This is a genomic window from Glutamicibacter sp. AOP38-B1-38, from assembly GCF_052377485.1.
Classification (GTDB): Bacteria; Actinomycetota; Actinomycetes; order Actinomycetales; family Micrococcaceae; genus Glutamicibacter.
The window spans coordinates 86,723-104,484 of record NZ_JBQSWU010000004.1 but is presented as its reverse complement, the minus strand read 5'-3'; the positions used below and the strand labels follow the sequence as shown (position 1 = coordinate 104,484).

Here is a 17,762-nt window from a genome sequence, read left to right as displayed (position 1 = left end):
AATTACATCCTCTCCGGGGCCGAAACGCCCAGCAATCCGAGTCCGTTGGCCAGCACCTGGGTGGTGGCGTCGTTCAGCCACAGCCGGGTGTGGTGCACTTCCTGCACCGGGTCGTCGCCCAGCGGGGTGACGCGGGTGGCCGCATACCAGGAGTGGTAGGCCCCGGCGACCTGTTCCAGGTAGCGGGCAATGCGGTGCGGTTCGCGCGACTGCGCGGCCCCGGCGACCACCGAGGGGAACTGGCCGAGCACGGCCAGCAGTTCGTTCTCGCTCGGGTCGGTGAGCAGCGCCGCGTCGAAGCTCTCGCGGGTGACGCCCTTGGCGACCGCATTCGCCGAGGCGCCGAAGGAGCGCGCATGGGCGTACTGCACGTAGAACACCGGGTTGTCGTTGGTGTTCTTCTTCAGCTGCTCCGGATCCAGTGCGATCGGGGAATCGGCCGGGTAGCGGGCCAGCGAGTAGCGCAGCGCGTCGGCGCCGATCCAGTTGATCAAATCGCGCAGCTCGATGATATTGCCCGCGCGCTTGGAGAGCTTCGCACCGTTGACGGAAATCAGCTGGCCGATCAGCACCTCGATGTTCTTGTCCTTGTCATCCCCGGCGCAGGCGGCGATGGCCTTCAGCCGGTTGACGTAGCCGTGGTGGTCGGCTCCGAGCAGGTAGATCTTCTCGCTGAAGCCGCGGTCCTTCTTGGACAGGTAGTAGGCCGCATCGGCGGCGAAGTAGGTCGGTTCCCCGTTGGCGCGGATCAGCACCCGGTCCTTGTCGTCGCCGAAGTCGGTGGTGCGCAGCCAGACCGCGCCCTCCAGATCGAAGATATGCCCCTGTTCGCGCAGCCGGGCGACGGCGTCCGCCACCGCGCCACCGTCATGCAGGGTGGATTCGGAGTAGAACACATCGAAGTGCACGCCGAAGTCCGCCAGCGTGGACTTGATGTCCGCCAGCTGCGCGGTGTACGCCAGTTCGCGCAGCTTAGGCAGCGCGGTGGCCTCGTCCTGCTCGGCAAGTTCCGGGGCGGCGCCCTGCACGATGTCGGCCAGCTCCTTGATGTACTCCCCCGGGTAGCCGCCCTCGGGGACCGGCAGGCCATGCATGCGGTTGTACACCGAGCGGGCGAACACGTTCATCTGGTTGCCGGCGTCGTTGATGTAGTACTCGCTGGTCACCTCGGCGCCCGAGGCGCGCAGCACGCGGGCGATCGCGTCTCCCAGCGCCGCCCAGCGGGTGTGGCCGATATGCAGCGGGCCGGTGGGGTTGGCGGAGACGAATTCCATGTTGACCACGTGCCCGGCCAGCGCCTGGTTGTGCCCGAAGCTCGCCCCGGCCTCGACGATGGAGCGGGCCAGCTCGCCGGCGGCGGCCGCGTCCAGGGTGATGTTCAGGAAGCCGGGTCCGGCGATCTCCACCGCGCCGACGCCCGGGACTTCGGAAAGCCGTCGCACCAGCATCTGCGCGAAGTCGCGCGGGGCCATGCCGGCCTTCTTGCCCAGTTGCAGCGCGATGTTGGTCGCCCAGTCGCCGTGCTCACGGCTTTTGGGTCGCTCGACGCGCACGGTGTCGGGTACCTCGACGGCGATTTCGCCGGCGGCTACGGCCTGCGTCAGGCATGCGGATATGGCAGCGGAGAGTTCTTCAGGAGTCACCGTTCAAGAATAGCGGTTTTTCGCAGGCATCTTCGGCATTGATGACTTTGCACCCTGTGATGCTGCAGGCATCCCCCGCGCTGGCGCGCCGCCGGGCCAATTGCGCAGATGGCGCTTTCACCTGATAGTATTTTTCCTGTTGCCCAGCAACTTGCCTCTGTAGCTCAGTGGATAGAGCGTCTGCCTCCGGAGCAGAAGGCCGAAGGTTCGATTCCTTTCAGGGGCACCAGCAAAAAGGTTCCGCAGTTGCGGGGCCTTTTTCTTTTCCCCGCGGTGCCGGGTCGCTGCCCCGCCGCCGAGGCTGGCGCTCAGCCGCTCAGCCGGGCGTGGCGCTGCAGCCGGCGCATCCCCTCCGCGTCCGGACCCGGTGCTGGCTGCACCGTTTCTTCCAGTGCCCCGCGCACCAGATGTTCGTCGATCCCGACGCCGATGGCCACCAGCCCCGCTGCCTCGCCTGAAGCATGCGCGGCCACGTGGATATGGCGCCCGACCAGGTTCACCGCCCAGGATTTCGCGCCGCGGGCCGTGGCCACCTGGACGACCCCCTTCAGCCGGTAGACCCCGGACGGCGGGCGCTCGAGCAGGTCCAGCAGCGCGCCGGCCGCGATGGGAGCGGCGGCGGCCACGCTCACCGAGGCGGCATGCTGGTGGGTATGCGAGCCGTGCTCGGCCCGCATCAGCGCGCCGAGCGGCAGCTGGTCTTCGGGGTCTTCGGCCAGGGCCACGTCGAATACCAGCTCCGGGTCGATGGCCCCGCGCACCGCGCGCACCAGCGGAACGCGCGGATTGCGCAGTGCGATGCGCTCTGCGATGCGCGCCAGGACGTCGGCTTTATCCTCGCCCGGGTGAGCTTCCTGTCCGAGCTGGTCGAGCTTGTTCAGCACCACCAGCGAGGCGGCCTCGAATCGCGCCGGCGGATCGGCATGGGTGTCCACGGTCTCGAAGTAGTTCGCCGCATCCACCACCTCGATCAGCCCGGCGGGCCGGATGTTCTTCGCCTGGCTGAAGCGGATCAGCCGGGCCAGGGACAGCGGTTCGGCCACCCCGCTGGCCTCGATGATGATCACGTCCAGCCGCAGCCGCGGCGCGGCGAGCCTGGCCAGGGCCTCGTCCAGTCCCCCGGAATCGTCCAGGCAGCACACGCAGCCGCCAGTGATGGATTGCGCGGCGTCCACCTGCCCGGTGATCAGCCCGGCGTCGACATTGATGGCCCCGAAATCGTTGACCACCACCCCGATCCGCGCCCCCGGGGTGCGCAGCAGGTGGTTGAGCACGGTGGTTTTGCCGGCCCCCAAGTATCCGGTCAGCGCGATCACCGGAATCTGCCTGCGTGCCATCTATCCACCTGGACCTTTCATGCGGTGCTCGCCGGTGCTGCGGAAGCCGCGAGCGGGAAATTCTTCAACCGCTCCCACCCTAGTACGCCGCGCGCCGCCGCGTTGTCCGGTTAAAGCACCGATGGCCGCCGGCGAACCCCGGAATACGGGGAGAGCCGGCGGCCAGCGGAAAGGCAAAGCGGCAAAAGCTACTGCAGCATCGTACGATCGTCGAGCTGCGCGCCCTTGATCTTCTCGAATTCGCCCAGCAGGCCCTTGACCGTCATCTTGCTCTTCGCCTCCTGGTCCAGGTCCAGGATGATCTGCCCGTCATGCATCATTATCAGCCTGGTGCCCAGGGCCAGCGCCTGTTCCATATTGTGCGTGACCATCAGCGTGGTCAGCGCATGGCGCTGCACGATCTCGTTGGTCAGCCGCGAGACCAAGGCCGCGCGCTGCGGATCCAGCGCGGCGGTGTGCTCATCGAGCAGCAGGATCTTCGGCTTGGAGAAGGTGGCCATCAGCAGGCTGAGCGCCTGGCGCTGGCCACCCGAGAGCAGCCCGACCTTTGTCTTCAAGCGATTTTCCAGCCCCAGCTCCAGGGACTTGAGCTCCTCGACGAACAGCTTCCGGCGCTTGGCACCCACCCCCATGCCCAAACCGCGGAAGCGGCCGCGGGCGTGGGCCAGGGCCATATTCTCCTCGATGGTCATCGTCGGCGCGGTGCCGGCCATCGGATCCTGGAAGACCCGGCCGATGTACCTGGCGCGGGTGTAGTCGGCCATCTTGGTGACGTTCTTGCCGTCGACGGTGACCGTCCCGGTATCCGGGAAGAGCTTGCCGGCGACCATATTCAGCACCGTGGACTTGCCCGCGCCGTTGGAACCGATGACGGTGACGAATTCGCCGGGCCCGAGGTTCAGGTTGATATTGCGCAGCGCCTTGCGCTCGTTGACGGTTCCCGGGAAGAAGGTCCGTGAGAGGTTGGAAATTTCAAGCATGGCTGCGCACCTCTTCCTGGATCGGCGCGGCGTCCGAATCCTTGCGTTTGAAGGTTTTCACGATCTTCTGGAAGCCCTTCCATTTCGGCAGCAGCAGCGCCACCACCACGAGCACCGCGGAGATCAGCTTCATGTCGTTGACCTCCAGCCCGGCGACCAGCGCGAACTGGATGACCAGCCGGTAGATGACCGCACCGAAGACGACGGCCAGAGCGGCCAGCCAGATGTAGCGCTGGGTGAAGATGGCCTGGCCGACGATCACCGAGGCCAGCCCGATCAGGATCACGCCGATGCCCATGCCCACATCGGCGAAGCCCTGGTACTGGGCGATCGCCGCGCCGGAGAGGGCGACAAAGCCGTTGGACAGGGCCAGGCCCAGGATCTTCTGGCTATCGGTGCTCACCCCGAAGGAGCGGATCATCTCGTGGTTGTCCCCCGTGGCGCGCATCGCCATGCCCATTTCGGTGTGCAGGAACCAGACGATCGCGGCCACGAAGACCAAGGCGACCGCGAAGAGGATGAGGATCGAGCCCGCGGAGCCGAGAATTCCCGCCGTGCGCAGCGGGCTGATCAGCGTGTCCTCGCCCAGCAGCGGCGTATTCGCCTTGCCCATAATGCGCAGGTTGATCGAGTAGAGGGCGATCATCGTCAGAATACCGGCGAGCAGGCCGTCGATCTTGCCCTTGGTATGCAGCAGGCCGGTGATCGCGCCGGCGACCATGCCGGCGAAGAAGGCGAGCAGCGTGGCCAGCCAGGGGTTCATCCCGTTCACGATGCCCACCGAGGCGACGGCGGCACCGGTGGTGAAGCTGCCGTCGACGGTGAGGTCCGGGAAATCCAGGATGCGGAACGTCAGATATACCCCGAGCGCCATCAGGGCGTAGATGAGCCCGAGTTCAACCGCTGTGATCATAATTGGATCCTTGAGTTGTGAGAAGGTTCTTGGTCACGAGGAAGGCGAGGCGTCTACGTGCTCGCCTCGCCTTCCTCGCAGGTGGGTGGTGCTTTGGCCCTAGTAGGTTTCGACCGCCTCGGACTTCAGTTCCTCGGAGAACTCGATGCCGATCTTCGTCGCGGCGGTTTCGTTCAGGTACAGCTCCACCTCGGTGAGGGTTTCCACCGGCATAGTGGCCGGTTCCGCCTCGCCCTTGAGCAGCTTGTCCGCCATCACCGCGGTCTGCTCGCCGAGCTTCTCGTAGTTGATGCCGTAGGTGGCGGTGGCGCCACGCTTTACGGAGTCACCATCGGCGGCGATCACCGGGACCTTCTTGCCCTGCGCGGTCTGCAGCAGGCCTTCCAGCGCGGAGACGACCGCGTTGTCGGTCGGCACGTAGTAGGCGTCGACGTCCAGCGAGTTGGCCGCCTGCTGCACCTCGGAAGGCGCGGAGATGGCGGACTTTTCGATGCTCAGGCCGAGCTCGCCGGCCGCTTCCTCGGCCCACTGGACCTGGATGGCGGAGTTCGCTTCGCCCGAGGAGTAGACGATGCCGACCTTCTTGGCATCCGGGGAGAGCTCCTTGAGCAGTTCCAGCTGCTCCTTGACCGGGTTCTTGTCCGAGGTGCCGGTGACGTTGGCGCCCGGAGCCTCGTTGGAGGCCACAAGCTTCGCGTCCATCGGATCGGTGACCGCGGAGAAGAGCACCGGAATGCTGGTGATCGACTGGGCCGCGGCCTGCGCCGATGGGGTGGCGATCGCCAGGACCAGGTCGATGTCGCTGTCGGCCGCGAGCTTGCCGGCGATCGAGGCGTTGGTGGCCTGGTCGCCCTGCGCGTTATTGTCGTCGTAGGAAATCTTGTCGCCGGTGTAGCCGGCGTCTTCCATGCCCTGCTTGAAGCCCTTGGTGACGGCGTCAAGGGATGGGTGCGAGACATACTGGAAAATGCCGATCTTGACCGGGCCTTCGGCGGCGGCTCCGCCGTCGCCGGACCCCTCGCTGCCGGTGCCCCCTCCGCAAGCGGTCAATGCCAGCGCGCCGGTGGCGGCCACTGCGGCTAATTTCAAAGCGGTGAATCGCTTCATGGTGATCCTTTCAACAAGTTCCCTGTGCGAGTGATGTCCCCGTGCACGGTGGCCCGGTAGCCAGCTCATCGGCGAAGACAAGCGAACCGGGAACTGCCCGAACCACGTGCAGGTGATTACCCACGATCTTACATGTGAAAGACCTCACTTCGCCCATGATCCCGGTGATACCAAAGACGTTTGCCCCTTGAAACGGCCAATGCCGGACACAAGTGGGCATTTGGCGTGCTCTCGGGCGCACATCCGTATTCGGAGACGAGAGGCTGCCGGCCTTTCGGTGGACGGATTAAAAAATTGACATCGCCATGCTGTGACGCAAATCAAGGGATTTTGCCGGCGCGTGCCCGGTTTTGCGCCCCCGCGGGCGTGGTGAGTCGCGGTGTCTGCCGGCAGCTGCCTGGCCGGAATAGAATGGGCTCATCATGGCCCTCACCATTTCTTATCCCGAAGCCCTTCCCGTTTCCGCCCGCCGCGCCGACATCCTCGATGCGGTGCGCAAGAACCAGGTGGTGATCATCGCCGGTGAAACGGGGTCCGGCAAGACCACCCAGCTGCCCAAGATGCTGCTCGAGCTCGGGTTGGCCAAGCACGGCATGATCGGGCACACCCAGCCGCGCCGGCTGGCCGCGCGCACCGTGGCCGAGCGCATCGCCGAGGAGCTGGGCACGAGCATCGGCGACGAGGTGGGCTTCCATGTGCGCTTCACCGGGGAGGTCTCGCGCAACACGAAGCTGAAGGTGATGACCGACGGCATCCTGCTCGCCGAAATCCAGCGCGACCGGCTGCTGAAGAAGTACTCGGCGATCATCATCGACGAGGCGCACGAGCGCAGCCTGAACATCGACTTCCTGCTCGGCTACCTCAAGCAGATCATGGTCCAGCGCCCGGAGCTGAAGATCATCATCACCTCCGCAACCATCGACCCCGAACGCTTCGCCGCGCACTTCGGCACCCGGGACGCTGCAGGTGCGCTGGTGCCCGCGCCGATCCTCGAGGTCTCCGGGCGCACCTTCCCGGTGGAGATCCGCTACCGGCCGCTGGAGGCCGGCGGTGAAGAGCCGGACGAGGCGGATGCGAACGCGCTGGAAGAGGAGCGCGACCCGCTGGATGCGGTGACCGACGCGGTGCGCGAGCTGTCCGCCGAGGAGCCCGGAGACATCCTGATCTTCTTCTCCGGGGAGCGCGAGATCCGCGACGCCGCCGACGCCCTGCGCGCGATGGTGGCCGGCAACAAGCGGCTGCCGCGCTACGAGGTGCTGCCGCTGTTCGCCCGGCTCTCGCTGGCCGAACAGCACCGGGTCTTCCATCCGGGGTCCGCGCCGCGGCTGATCCTGGCCACCAACGTGGCCGAAACCTCGCTGACCGTGCCGGGCATCAAGTACGTGATCGACACCGGCACCGCGCGCATTTCGCGCTATTCGCACCGCACCAAGGTCCAGCGCCTGCCCATCGAGCGGGTCTCGCAGGCCAGCGCGAACCAGCGTTCGGGCCGCTGCGGGCGCGTCTCGGAGGGCATCGCGATCCGGCTGTATTCCGAAGAGGACTACGCCGCGCGCCCGGAATTCACCGACCCCGAGATCCTGCGCACCTCGCTGGCCAGCGTGATCCTGCAGATGATCTCCATGGGCGTGGTGGCCACCGCCGCCGACGTGGCCGACTTCGGCTTTGTGCAGCCGCCGGACGCGCGGGCGATCTCCGACGGGGTGAATCTGCTGCGCGAACTGGGCGCGCTGGGCGAAGACAAGCGCGCCCAGGTCACGCAGATCGGCCGCAAGCTCGCCCAACTGCCGCTGGATGTGCGCCTGGGCCGGATGATCCTGGAGTCCGCGGAGCGCGGCGTGGCGAAGGAACTGATGGTGCTCGCCGCCGCGCTGAGCATCCAGGACCCGCGCGAGCGGCCCAGCGAGGACACCGGGCAGCGCGAACGCGCCGCCGAACTGCATAAGCGCTTCAAAGATGAGAAGTCCGACTTCATCGGGCTGCTGAATCTTTGGGCCTACCTGCAGGAGCAGCAGAAGGAGCTGTCCTCCTCCGCCTTCCGCCGGCTGTGCAAGGCCGAGCACATCAACTACCTGCGGGTGCGCGAATGGCAGGACCTGTTCACCCAGCTGCGCCAGCTGTCCAAGTCGCTGGACATCACCGTCGCCGCGGCCCCGGTGGACCCGGCGGCCAACGAGGATGCGGTGCACAAGTCACTGCTCTCCGGGCTGCTGGGGCATATCGGGCTCTATGACGAGCGCAAACGCGACTACCAGGGCGCGCGCGGCGGGCGCTTTTCGATTTTCCCCGGCTCCGCGCTGTTCAAGAAGTCCCCGACCTGGGTGATGGCCGCCGAGCTGGTGGAGACCTCCCGGCTCTGGGCGCGCACCGCGGCGGTCATCGACCCCGCCTGGGTGGAGGAGCTCGCCCCGAATCTGCTCAAGCGCAGCTACTCCGAGCCGCATTGGTCCAAGAAAATGGGCTCGGTGATGGGCTACGAGAAGGTCACGCTCTTCGGGCTGCCGATCGTGCTCAAGCGCCGCATGCACTACTGGCGGGTGGATAAGCCGCTGGCCCGCGAGCTGTTCATCCGGCACGCGCTGGTGGAGGGCGACTGGCGCACCCACCACAAGTTCTTCGAGCGCAACCGGGCGGTGCTCGCCGAGGTGGAGGAGCTCGAAACCCGGATGCGCCGCCACGATCTGCGCATCTCCGACGAAGACCTGTTCGACTTCTACGATGCGCGGCTGGGCGAAGAGGTCGTCTCCGAGCGGCACTTCGACCGCTGGTTCAAACGCGCGGCGGCCAAGGATCCGGGCCTGCTGGACTTCGATCCGGCCGCGGTGCTCGCCGGCGACGCACAGCAGCTCGATGAGACCGCGTTCCCGCGCACCTGGTCCCACGGGTCCATCGCGCTGCCGCTGAGCTACGAGTACAACCCGGCCGCCGCCGACGCCGAAGGGGACGGGGTGAGCCTGCAGGTGCCGGTGGTGTTCCTCAACCAGCTCGATCCGGCGCGCTTCGCCTGGCTGATCCCGGGGCTGCGCCACGAGCTGCTCACCGCGCTGATCCGCTCCATGCCCAAGGCGATCCGCAAGAACTTCGTGCCCGCCCCGGATGTGGCAGGCCAGGCGCTGGCCATGCTCGACGCGGACTTCGATCCGGGCAGCGACGACCTGGCCGTTTCCCTGGCACTGGTGCTGCGCCGGCTGCGCGGCATCGTGGTGGACCCGGCGATCTTCGACTTCTCGACGCTGCCGGCGCATCTGCGCTTCGGCTTCGAAGTGGTGGACGCCGCGGGCAAGCCGCTGGGGCACGGCGATGACCTCGCCGCCCTGCAGTACAAGCTGGCCGCGGCGAACCGGGCGGCGCTGGCCAGCCAGGTCAACTCCCCCGCCACCGTGCGCGCCGCGGCCCCGGCGCAGGCCAAGGGCGTGAAGGGATCCAAGGCCACCCCGCCGGCTAAGGCTCCGAAGTCGGCGCCTGGCTCCGGGCAGTGGGACCAGCGCGGGCTGACCGGCTGGCCGAAGCTGCACACGGCCGGGAACGCGCTGCCGGCCCAGGTCACCACCACGGTGATGGGCCAGGAGATCACCGCCTATCCGGGGCTGCACGACGCCGGCAAGGATGCGGCGCTGAGCGTCTACCGCACCGCGGCCGAACGCGATGCCGCGCACCGGGCCGGGATCATCCGCCTGCTGATGCTGCGCCTGCCGCCGGCGGCGAAGTTCGTCATCGGGCACCTGAGCAATGCCGAGCGCCTGGCCTTCAGCCAGAACCCGCACGGGTCGATCGACGAGCTGATCGCCGACTGCACCATGGCCGCGGTGGACAAGCTGGTGCCCGAGGCGCTACCGATGGATGAGGCGGGCTACGAGAAGCTCTTCGAAACCGTGCGCGCCGAGCAGATCGACACGGTCTTCTCGATCACCTCGGTGATTTCCCAGGTGTTCGGCGCCGCGACCCGGGTGGCGAATGCGCTGAAGTCCACCAAGTCGCTGGCGATGTACGCCGCGGTCAGCGACATCCGCTCGCAGCTGGAGCAGCTGATCTACCCCGGGTTCATCGCCGCCACCGGGGCCGCGCACCTGATGCGCCTGCCGCGCTACCTGGCGGGCATCGAATCGCGGTTGGTGAAGCTCAATTCCGGGGCGGTCACCCGCGACGGGCAGTCGCTGACGGTGATCCAGAAGCTGGAGGACGACTACGACGGCGCGCTGGGGCGGGTGCCGGAGGGCGCGCGCACCCCGGCCGGGCTGCGCGAGGTGAAGTGGATGCTCGAGGAGATGCGCATCTCGCTGTTCGCCCAGGAGCTGGGCACCGCCTATTCGGTCAGCGAGAAGCGCATCCGCAAGGCCATCAAGGACGGGCTCGCGGCGCTCTAGCCGCGGGGCCCGCCGGCGGCGATCACCTGCACCGGGTCCTCGTAGATGATGCGGCCCGGATCGGCAGTTTCCAGCCGTTCCCAACGGATCTGGTGCGCATCGAGCAGCAGCAGGTAGGGCTCCACGCGCGCCAGCAGGTGCACGGCGCCGTGCTTGAACCAGGCGGCCGCGCCCGGGTTGAGCGCCCGGTCGTAGACCTGCGGGTCGCTGAGGCTCGGATTCGGGTAGGCCGCGTTGTACCAGTCGTTTCCGGCCCGCCAGCGCGCGTGCTCGGCCGGGCTCAGTTCCCCCTGCGCGCCCAGCTTGTTGACCAGCGCGAAAATGCCGGGGTGCACCCCGCGTTGATTGGGCACCAGCGACTGGTAGCGGATGAACCGCGCAGGCTCAATCGGCGGGCACAAATTCGCTGTGCCCGTCTTCGCGCAGGGCCGCACGCAGCTTGGCCGCGCTCGCGTCCATGCGTGCCGCCTCCGGGTTCAGCATCGCGTTGGACAGGTCGAAATCGGCCAGCGAGTTCGTCGGCCATACATGCACGTGCAGGTGCGGCACCTCAAAACCGGCGATCATCAGCCCGGCGCGCTGCGCGTTGAAGGCGCGTTTCTGCGCGCGGCCGATCTTCGCGGCCACCAGGTTCAGGTGGCTGAGCAGCGCCTCGTCGGCGTCGGTGAATTCGTCGATCTCCGCGCGCGGGACCACCAGGGTGTGCCCGTCGGTCAGCGGTCCGATGGACAGGAACGCGACGCAGCTCTCATCGGACCAGATGAAGCGTCCGGGGATCTCGCCGTCGATAATTTTGGTGAAGAGCGTGCTCATGGCGGCCTTTCTCGGCTCGGTTAGTGACGGTGTTGTTCATCGCTCGTGGCGATCGGAGACTGCGGGTAGGAGCAGTATTGCGACCAGCTGCCCGGGTAGAGGGCGGCCGTGCGGCCCGCGTGCTCGGCGGCGAGCACCTGGTGGGCGGCGGTGATCCCGGAGCCGCAATAGGCCGCCAGCGGAAGGTTTTCCGGCGCGATTTTGGCGAAGGCCGCCGCGAGCCGCTCGGCGGAAAAGAATTTGGCCTGCGCGTCGAGGTTGTCGGTGGTCGGCCGGTTGCGCGCCCCGGGGATATGCCCGGCTACCGGGTCGATCGGCTCCTGGATGCCCAGGTAGCGGGCGGTGGCGCGCGAGTCGATGAGCGTGCCGGAGTAGCTGGCCAGCTCCTGGTATTCGAGCACCGGCATCCCGCCCCAGCTCAGCGCCACCTCCGACGGCTCCCTGGTTTCGATCCCGGTGGCCAGGTGGCCGCCGCGTTCCTTCCACGCATCCAGTCCCCCGTCGAGCACGGCCACGTTCTCAAAGCCGGCGTGGCGCAGCAGCCACCAGGCGCGGGCGGCGGCCAGCGCCCCGGAATCGTCGTAGGCGACGACGAAGGAATCCGCTCCGATCCCCCAGCGGCGCGCGGCGGCCTCGAAGTCGGCCGGTTCGGGCAGCGGGTGGCGTCCGGTATGCGCTCCGGTCGCCCCCGAAAGCTCGGTCTCCAGTTCGACGAACACCGCGCCGGGGATATGCCCGGCGGCGTAGTGCTCCTGCCCGTCTTTGCGGCCGAGCACCCAGCGCACATCGAGCAGCACCAGGCTTTCATCGGCTAGCCTGGCGGTGAGTTCTCCGGCGCTGATCAGCGTGTTCATTTTCTCTCTCCCGCCGGTGTTCCGGAATTCTGCCCGCTGCCTTCGGCCAGCTCGTCGAGCAGGTGGGTGGTGCCCGCCTCCAGCCGGCGCAGCAGGCTGCCGGTGGCTTCGGCGCGGGCGCCGAGCATGGTGTCGAAGAGGTTCAGCCCGCGTTCGTTGAGCAGCCCGTCGTGGATCGGCACCCAGACCGGCGCGTTCAGCGCGGTGGCGAAGTCCATGGTCTGCCCGATCCTCGCCCACGGGGCCATCAGCGGCAGCAGCAACACCTGCGGGCGGATCCCGATCGGCACCTGGTAGCTGTCTCCCGGGTGGAAGAGCTGCTCGTCGCCCAGCAGGTAGCCGACGTTGGCCACCAGCTCGATCGAGCCGTGGATTCTGGCGTGGGTTCCGCCGAAGGTGCGCACCCGGATGCCGCCGACCACGAAGTCCTCCCCCGGCGCCACGGTGATGATCTGCGCCCGCTTGGGCGCCGGCAGCTGCTCGCGCAGGATCCGGGCCAGCGCATCGGGGGCATACACGCGCAGCAGCGAGCTGTCCTGCACCGCGGCGAGGATCTGGCGCTGGTCCGCATGGTCGGGGTGCTGGTGGGTGAGCAGCACGGCGCTGACGCCGGCGAAGGCCCCGTCCAGCTGCGAAAAGCTGCCCGGATCCAGCAGCAGCGAACCGTCGATGGTGGTGGCTTCCAAGCAGGAATGCCCGCGTAGTGTGATGCGCATAGCTTCAGCCTAGGCCGACGGCGCGCCCTCGGCCAGCCACTGACACGCACTCGGCCGAAAAGTTGGCTAAAATTGGGTGGAACGGGGCCGAACGCGTTTCGCCCGAAACAGCTTTTCAGAAGGAATGGTGCAAGTCGATGGTGCAGCCAGAAACCCGCGTGACCAAGCAGCGGCTCGCGGTGGCCGAGGCCTTGGGCGAGGTCGATGATTTTGCGACCGCCCAGGAACTGCACCGCTGGCTGGTGGATACGCAGAAGAAGGTCTCGCTGGCCACCGTCTACCGGCTCTTGCAGTCCATGGCCGACGACGGGCTGGTGGACGTGCTGCGCAGCGGCGACGGCGAGGCGCGCTTCCGCCAGTGCCTCACCGAGGTGCACCACCACCACCTGGTCTGCCGGGTGTGCTCGAAGACCGTGGAGGTGCTCGCCCCGGCGGTGGAGCGCTGGGCCGCGCGCGTCGCGCAGGAGAACGGCTTCACCGACCCGGAGCACACCGTGGAAATCTACGGGCTCTGCGAAGAGTGCCGCCGCAAGGCCAGCTGAACGGCTCCATCGAACCCCAAAGGCGAAGGCCGCCCGCCATTTACGGTGGGCGGCCTTTGCGCTGCGCCGAGCGGGCCGGTGGCCCGCTCGGCTAGACCAGGTGCTTGCGCGGGGAGCGCAGCGCCTCGATCCCCCGGCAGACCAGGTAGATCACGAAGGATATGGTGGTCACATACGGGCTGATAGGCAGCGAGCCGGCCAGCGCCAGCAGGATCCCGCCGAGCACCGAAATTTCGGCGAAGAGAATCGCCAGGAACACCGTGAGCCCGGGGTTGGAGCTGATCCGCAGGGCCGCGGCGGCCGGGGTGATCAGCAGCGCCAGCACCAGCAGCGCGCCGACCACCTGGATGGCCACGGCCACCGCCAGGGCGAGGATCACCATGAAGATTATCGACAGCCCGCCGGTGCGCACCCCGCGGGCGTTGGCCAGCACCGGGTCCACCGAGGCGAAGGTCAGCGGCCGCCAGACGACCAGCAGCGCGAGCACCACCACCGCGCAAAGGGCCAGCATGCCGGAAAGCTGCACATCGTCCACCGCGACGATCTGCCCGGTGAGCAGTCCGAACTTATTCGCGCTGCGCCCCTCGTAGAGCGAGAGGAACAGGATCCCGAGCCCCAGGCCGAAGGGCATCAGCACCCCGGTGATGGAGTTGCGGTCCTTGGCCCGGGTGCCCAGCACGCCGAGCACCAGCGCCGCGACCAGCGAGCCGAACACCGAGCCGGTGACCACATCCACGCCGATGAGCAGCGCAAAGGCCGCCCCGGCGAAGGAGAGTTCGGCGATGCCGTGCACCGCGAAGGCCATATCGCGCATCATGATGAAGATGCCGATCAGCCCGCCGACGATGCCCAGCGCCGCCCCGGCGATCAGCGAGTTGGTCACCAGCGGCAGCAGCTGCGCGTAGTCATCAAAATTCAGCGTGCGCTCCAGGAAGTCTGCGAAATTCATCGCGCGCCTACCTTCCGGTCTCTAGTGCGTGGTCTTCGGGGTGCTCATGCCCATCCGGCGGCAGCGCCCGGTTCCCGTCGCCGCTGACCACCACGATCCGCCCGTTCACGCGCAATACCTGCACCGGGGCGCCATAGAGCGCGCTCAGCACCTCGGAGCGCATCACTTCGTCGACGCTGCCCAGGTGGAATTTGCCCTCGGCCAGGTAGAGCACCCGGTCCACATAGGGCAGGATCGGGTTGATCTCGTGGGTGACGAAGATGACCGCGGCCCCGTGCTGCACGGCCTGGCGGTGGATCACCTCGCTGATCGCCTGCTGGTGGTGCAGGTCCAGGGAGAGCAGCGGCTCGTCGCAGAGCAGCACCCGCGGATCCCCTGCGAGCGCTTGCGCGGCGCGCAGCCGCTGCTGTTCGCCGCCGGAAAGATCGGAGACCGGGCGGTGCGCGTAGTCCTGCGCGCCGACCAGCTCGAGCAGTTCGTCCACCTTCGCGTGAACCTTTCGGCGGGCCAGCCGGATGCCGGGGCGGTTGCCGTCCACGCCCAGGGCCACCAGGTCGCGGGCGCGCAGGGGCACGTTGTCGCCGAAGGGGCGCTGCTGCGGGATCAGGCCCACCAGCTCCGAGCCGCGGCGCACCGGGTCCCCGGCGATGGACACGGTACCGGCGTTCAGGGCCGTGGTGCCGAGCATGGTGTTGATAAAGCTGGTTTTGCCCGAGCCGTTGGGCCCGAGCACCGCCAAGAACTCCCCGGGCTGCACTTGCAGGTCCAGCCCCTCCCACAGCGCCCGGGACCCGAAGGCCAGGCGTGCGGCGTCGAAGGTGACAATCGGGGATGTGCTCATGAACCGGCTTTCGCGCTTAAAGAAGACTGCGGCACCGCTGAAGCGGTGCCGCAGTCAATCCTACCAGTTGCGACTGGTTCGCATTACGCGTTTGGCTGTGAGACTAATTGCCGTTCGCCTTGCTCGGTGGAGCGTGGCGCTTCTGCGTCGAGTCGCTGATCTCGCCGACCAGCACCTCGATGATGTCCTCCAGGAACAGCACGCCGATGGTGTGCCCCGCCTCGTCGACCACGGCCGAGAGGTGGTTGCCCTCCTGGCGCATGCTCTCCAGCGCCTCCTCGATTTCCGCGTCCTGCTTGACCACGCCCAGCGGGTGCAGCGGCAGGTCGCGCAGCGGCGCGGTGGAGTGCGCGTCGTCGATCAGCATCACGTCCTTGACATGCCAGTAGCCCACCGGCACCTCGTCGCGGGTGATCAGCATGCGCGAGTAGCCGGTCTTGCCGACCTTCTTCTCGAATTCGCGCGCGGTGGTCTGCCCCCACTCCAGGGTGAACAGGTCATCGACCCGAACCATGCAGGAGGCGGCCGTGACGGTGGAGAATTCCAGCGCCTTGGTCAGCCGCAGCGCATGCTCGTTGCGCAGCGTGCCCTCCTGGGAGGAGGTGTCGATGATCGAGCGGACCTCCGCGGCGGTGTAGGAGCTGGTCACCTCGTCCTGCGGCTCGACGCCGAAGAGCTTCAGGAACAGGTTCGCCGCGCCGTTGAGCATCGAGATGATCGGCTTGAGCACCTTGGCCACGCCCACCAGCGGCATGGCAAGCACCAGCACCGCCTTGTCGGCGACGGAGACCGAGATGTTCTTCGGCACCATTTCGCCGAAGGTCACGTGCAGGAAGGTCACCAGCACCAGCGCGATGAGGAAGGCGGCGGTGTCCGCGATCTGCTCCGGCATGCCCAGCGCCGTCATCGGCACCTCCAGCAGGTGGTGCAGCGCCGGTTCGGAGATGTTCAGGATCAGCAGCGAGCAGACGGTGATGCCCAGCTGGCAGACCGCGAGCATGATCGAGACGTGCTCCATCGCATACAGCGCGATCTTCGCCCGCTTGTTTCCCTCGTCGGCCAGCGGCTCGATCTGCGAGCGGCGCGCGGACATGACCGCAAATTCGCCGGCGACGAAAAATGCATTGACCGCCAGCAGCACGACCAGCCAGGCCAGCCCGATGAAGTCACTCATTGGTCTCCTCCTTGGTCCGCGCGGCAGGTTCGAAGCGCACCTGGGCGATCCGGCGGCCATCGAGCTCGGTCACCGTGAAAATTCCCGCCTCGGTGTGCACCGTATCGTTCAGTTCGGCCAAACGCCCCAGTTCGGAGAGCATGAACCCGCCGATGGTGTCGTAGGCCGAATCGTCGGCGATGACATCGCTGGCGAAGTGCTCGTTGACCTGGTCCGGGCGGTACATGCCGGGGAACAGCCACTTGCCGTCCGGCTGGGTGACCGCCTCTTCCTCGTCCTCGTCGTGCTCATCGGAGACCTCGCCGACGATCTCTTCGACCAGGTCCTCCAGAGTGACCAGCCCGGCGGTTCCGCCGTACTCGTCCATCACGATGGCCACCTGGAACTCCGCGGCGCGCAGCTGCTCGAGCAGCACGTCGAGGTGGATGGTTTCCGGCACGTAGAGCGCATCGCGCGCGAATTCGCCGACCTGCAGTGCCGCGCGGCGTTCGCGCGGCACCGAGACCACCGCCTTGACATGGCAGATGCCCTGGATGTCATCGCTCGATCCCTCGGTGACCGGGAACCGGGAGAACCCGGTGTCCGCGCTCATCAGGATCAGTTCGGATAATGCCGCCTCGGACTCGATGGTGGACATCGAGGTGCGCGGGGTCATCACATCGGCCGCGGTGCGTTCGGAGAATTCGATGGTCGATTCCACGAAGCGCGCGGTCTGGATGTCCAGCGTGCCGAGTTCCGCCGAGCGGCGCACCAGCGAGGCGAGCTCCTGGGCGCTGCGGGCGGCCGAAATTTCCTCCTTGGCCTCCAGCCCGAAGAACTTGCGCAGCACCGAGTTCGAAAAACCGTTGAGCAGCACGATGGCAGGCTTGAAGATGGCGGTGAAGATCAGCTGCGGGCGGGCCAGCGCCTTGCCCACGGCCATGGCCTTCGCGATGGCCAGGTTCTTGGGCACCAGCTCGCCGATCAGCATCGAGAGCAGCGTGGCGATCACCATCGAGATGACCACCGAGATGGCCTTGGAGCTGGCTCCCACCACGCCGAGGTTCTCGAGCACCGGGGCCAGGAGCTTGCTCATCGCCGGTTCGAGCACATAGCCGGTGAGCAGGGTGGTCAGGGTGATGCCCAGCTGGCAGCTGGAAAGCTGGGTGGAGAGCGAGGTCAGGCACTGCAAAAGAGCTTTGGAACCGCGTTCGCCGCGATCGATGGCCTGTTGAACGGTGCTCTTGTCGAGGGCAACGAGGGAGAATTCCACGGCCACGAAGAAGCCGGTGCCCAGAATCAGCAGCAGGCCGAAAAGTATGTAGATCCATTCCATGGGCGGCTAACCACGCCCCCGGATTGGATGGGTTAAGTTGCGTCTAATTTGCCGTAAGCGGCAACTAGAAGGCTCCAATTGGGAGGCGGAGCCTTCGGGACGATGGCAAAGATGGCCGGCACTGCGCCCGCGGGCGGCGGTCCGGCTAGGAGAATGAGATTCCATAGTGCGACTCATTCTATCCAATGATCCTGCTTCGCGCACAATAGCCACG

Annotated in this window: 15 protein-coding genes and 1 tRNA gene; 3 read left to right on the top strand and 13 right to left on the bottom strand. The window is 67.1% G+C overall.

Going from position 1 to position 17,762, the window contains the following annotated elements; all coding sequences use genetic code 11:
* Nucleotides 1-2 precede the first annotated feature (2 nt).
* Nucleotides 3-1,643, bottom strand: coding sequence for an arginine--tRNA ligase (argS, locus tag ACT3TP_RS03675; protein ID WP_096283919.1), 1,641 nt, complete (start codon nt 1,641-1,643; stop codon nt 3-5).
* Between the two features lie 153 nt (nt 1,644-1,796).
* Between argS and ACT3TP_RS03670 the strand changes: the two genes are divergently transcribed.
* A tRNA-Arg gene (locus ACT3TP_RS03670) sits at nt 1,797-1,872 on the top strand.
* A gap of 79 nt (nt 1,873-1,951) precedes the next feature.
* Here the strand turns inward: ACT3TP_RS03670 and ACT3TP_RS03665 are convergent.
* The 4 genes from ACT3TP_RS03665 to ACT3TP_RS03650 all read right to left on the bottom strand — a co-directional run bounded on the left by ACT3TP_RS03665 (nt 1,952) and on the right by ACT3TP_RS03650 (nt 5,980).
* Nucleotides 1,952-2,980, bottom strand: coding sequence for a CobW family GTP-binding protein (locus tag ACT3TP_RS03665; protein WP_444615459.1), 1,029 nt, complete (start codon nt 2,978-2,980; stop codon nt 1,952-1,954).
* 188 nt (nt 2,981-3,168) lie between these two features.
* Nucleotides 3,169-3,960, bottom strand: coding sequence for an ABC transporter ATP-binding protein (locus tag ACT3TP_RS03660; protein ID WP_096283923.1), 792 nt, complete (start codon nt 3,958-3,960; stop codon nt 3,169-3,171).
* On the bottom strand, nt 3,953-4,873 hold the full coding sequence (locus ACT3TP_RS03655; protein ID WP_141393459.1) for an ABC transporter permease: 921 nt from the start codon (nt 4,871-4,873) through the stop codon (nt 3,953-3,955). Before ACT3TP_RS03655 ends, ACT3TP_RS03660 begins: the two co-directional genes overlap by 8 nt.
* A 99-nt stretch (nt 4,874-4,972) precedes the next feature.
* On the bottom strand, nt 4,973-5,980 hold the full coding sequence (locus ACT3TP_RS03650) for an ABC transporter substrate-binding protein (protein ID WP_444619396.1): 1,008 nt from the start codon (nt 5,978-5,980) through the stop codon (nt 4,973-4,975).
* Nucleotides 5,981-6,402: 422 nt separating this feature from the next.
* Here ACT3TP_RS03650 and hrpA point away from each other — a divergent pair, with 422 nt between their 5' ends.
* The gene (gene hrpA / locus ACT3TP_RS03645) at nt 6,403-10,344 is read left to right on the top strand and encodes an ATP-dependent RNA helicase HrpA (RefSeq protein WP_444619394.1); all 3,942 of its coding nucleotides are present in this window, start codon (nt 6,403-6,405) and stop codon (nt 10,342-10,344) included.
* Here hrpA and ACT3TP_RS03640 read toward each other — a convergent pair.
* The 4 genes from ACT3TP_RS03640 to ACT3TP_RS03625 are packed head-to-tail and all read right to left on the bottom strand — an operon-like array spanning nt 10,341 to nt 12,727.
* A complete protein-coding gene (locus tag ACT3TP_RS03640) occupies nt 10,341-10,697 on the bottom strand; it encodes a hypothetical protein (RefSeq protein WP_444619392.1) in 357 nt (118 codons plus the stop codon). The two genes, hrpA and ACT3TP_RS03640, sit on opposite strands and share 4 nt — an antisense overlap.
* A 31-nt stretch (nt 10,698-10,728) precedes the next feature.
* A complete protein-coding gene (locus tag ACT3TP_RS03635; protein WP_105554283.1) occupies nt 10,729-11,157 on the bottom strand; it encodes an HIT family protein in 429 nt (142 codons plus the stop codon).
* Nucleotides 11,158-11,177: 20 nt separating this feature from the next.
* Nucleotides 11,178-12,011: a sulfurtransferase gene (locus ACT3TP_RS03630; RefSeq protein WP_444619390.1), complete on the bottom strand. Its 834-nt coding sequence runs from the start codon at nt 12,009-12,011 to the stop codon at nt 11,178-11,180.
* Nucleotides 12,008-12,727: an MBL fold metallo-hydrolase gene (locus tag ACT3TP_RS03625; RefSeq protein ID WP_444619388.1), complete on the bottom strand. Its 720-nt coding sequence runs from the start codon at nt 12,725-12,727 to the stop codon at nt 12,008-12,010. The genes ACT3TP_RS03630 and ACT3TP_RS03625 overlap by 4 nt, the downstream gene beginning before the upstream one ends.
* A gap of 137 nt (nt 12,728-12,864) precedes the next feature.
* On the opposite strand from ACT3TP_RS03625, the gene ACT3TP_RS03620 reads away from it, so the two are divergent.
* A complete protein-coding gene (locus tag ACT3TP_RS03620; protein WP_096283935.1) occupies nt 12,865-13,269 on the top strand; it encodes a Fur family transcriptional regulator in 405 nt (134 codons plus the stop codon).
* A gap of 91 nt (nt 13,270-13,360) precedes the next feature.
* On the opposite strand, the gene ACT3TP_RS03615 is transcribed toward ACT3TP_RS03620, so the two are convergent.
* The 4 genes from ACT3TP_RS03615 to ACT3TP_RS03600 all read right to left on the bottom strand — a co-directional run bounded on the left by ACT3TP_RS03615 (nt 13,361) and on the right by ACT3TP_RS03600 (nt 17,548).
* Nucleotides 13,361-14,218: a metal ABC transporter permease gene (locus ACT3TP_RS03615; RefSeq protein ID WP_105554286.1), complete on the bottom strand. Its 858-nt coding sequence runs from the start codon at nt 14,216-14,218 to the stop codon at nt 13,361-13,363.
* 7 nt (nt 14,219-14,225) lie between these two features.
* The gene (locus tag ACT3TP_RS03610) at nt 14,226-15,059 is read right to left on the bottom strand and encodes a metal ABC transporter ATP-binding protein (protein WP_444619385.1); all 834 of its coding nucleotides are present in this window, start codon (nt 15,057-15,059) and stop codon (nt 14,226-14,228) included.
* Between the two features lie 103 nt (nt 15,060-15,162).
* Entirely contained in the window at nt 15,163-16,233 is a 1,071-nt protein-coding gene (locus ACT3TP_RS03605; protein WP_105554288.1) for a hemolysin family protein, read from the bottom strand.
* The gene (locus ACT3TP_RS03600; RefSeq protein WP_444619383.1) at nt 16,226-17,548 is read right to left on the bottom strand and encodes a hemolysin family protein; all 1,323 of its coding nucleotides are present in this window, start codon (nt 17,546-17,548) and stop codon (nt 16,226-16,228) included. The genes ACT3TP_RS03605 and ACT3TP_RS03600 overlap by 8 nt, the downstream gene beginning before the upstream one ends.
* Nucleotides 17,549-17,762: the final 214 nt, after the last annotated feature.

Excerpts from the sequence above, each read along its gene's own strand:
- ACT3TP_RS03605 (WP_105554288.1), bottom strand. The coding sequence starts at position 16,233 with ATGAGTGACTTCATCGGGCTGGCCTGGCTGGTCGTGCTGCTGGCGGTC.
- ACT3TP_RS03665 (WP_444615459.1), bottom strand. The coding sequence starts at position 2,980 with ATGGCACGCAGGCAGATTCCGGTGATCGCGCTGACCGGATACTTGGGG.
- ACT3TP_RS03660 (WP_096283923.1), bottom strand. The coding sequence starts at position 3,960 with ATGCTTGAAATTTCCAACCTCTCACGGACCTTCTTCCCGGGAACCGTC.
- ACT3TP_RS03615 (WP_105554286.1), bottom strand. The coding sequence starts at position 14,218 with ATGAATTTCGCAGACTTCCTGGAGCGCACGCTGAATTTTGATGACTAC.
- ACT3TP_RS03630 (WP_444619390.1), bottom strand. The coding sequence starts at position 12,011 with ATGAACACGCTGATCAGCGCCGGAGAACTCACCGCCAGGCTAGCCGAT.
- ACT3TP_RS03625 (WP_444619388.1), bottom strand. The coding sequence starts at position 12,727 with ATGCGCATCACACTACGCGGGCATTCCTGCTTGGAAGCCACCACCATC.
- ACT3TP_RS03600 (WP_444619383.1), bottom strand. The coding sequence starts at position 17,548 with ATGGAATGGATCTACATACTTTTCGGCCTGCTGCTGATTCTGGGCACC.
- ACT3TP_RS03620 (WP_096283935.1), top strand. The coding sequence starts at position 12,865 with ATGGTGCAGCCAGAAACCCGCGTGACCAAGCAGCGGCTCGCGGTGGCC.
- ACT3TP_RS03655 (WP_141393459.1), bottom strand. The coding sequence starts at position 4,873 with ATGATCACAGCGGTTGAACTCGGGCTCATCTACGCCCTGATGGCGCTC.
- ACT3TP_RS03635 (WP_105554283.1), bottom strand. The coding sequence starts at position 11,157 with ATGAGCACGCTCTTCACCAAAATTATCGACGGCGAGATCCCCGGACGC.
- hrpA (WP_444619394.1), top strand. The coding sequence starts at position 6,403 with ATGGCCCTCACCATTTCTTATCCCGAAGCCCTTCCCGTTTCCGCCCGC.
- ACT3TP_RS03650 (WP_444619396.1), bottom strand. The coding sequence starts at position 5,980 with ATGAAGCGATTCACCGCTTTGAAATTAGCCGCAGTGGCCGCCACCGGC.
- ACT3TP_RS03610 (WP_444619385.1), bottom strand. The coding sequence starts at position 15,059 with ATGAGCACATCCCCGATTGTCACCTTCGACGCCGCACGCCTGGCCTTC.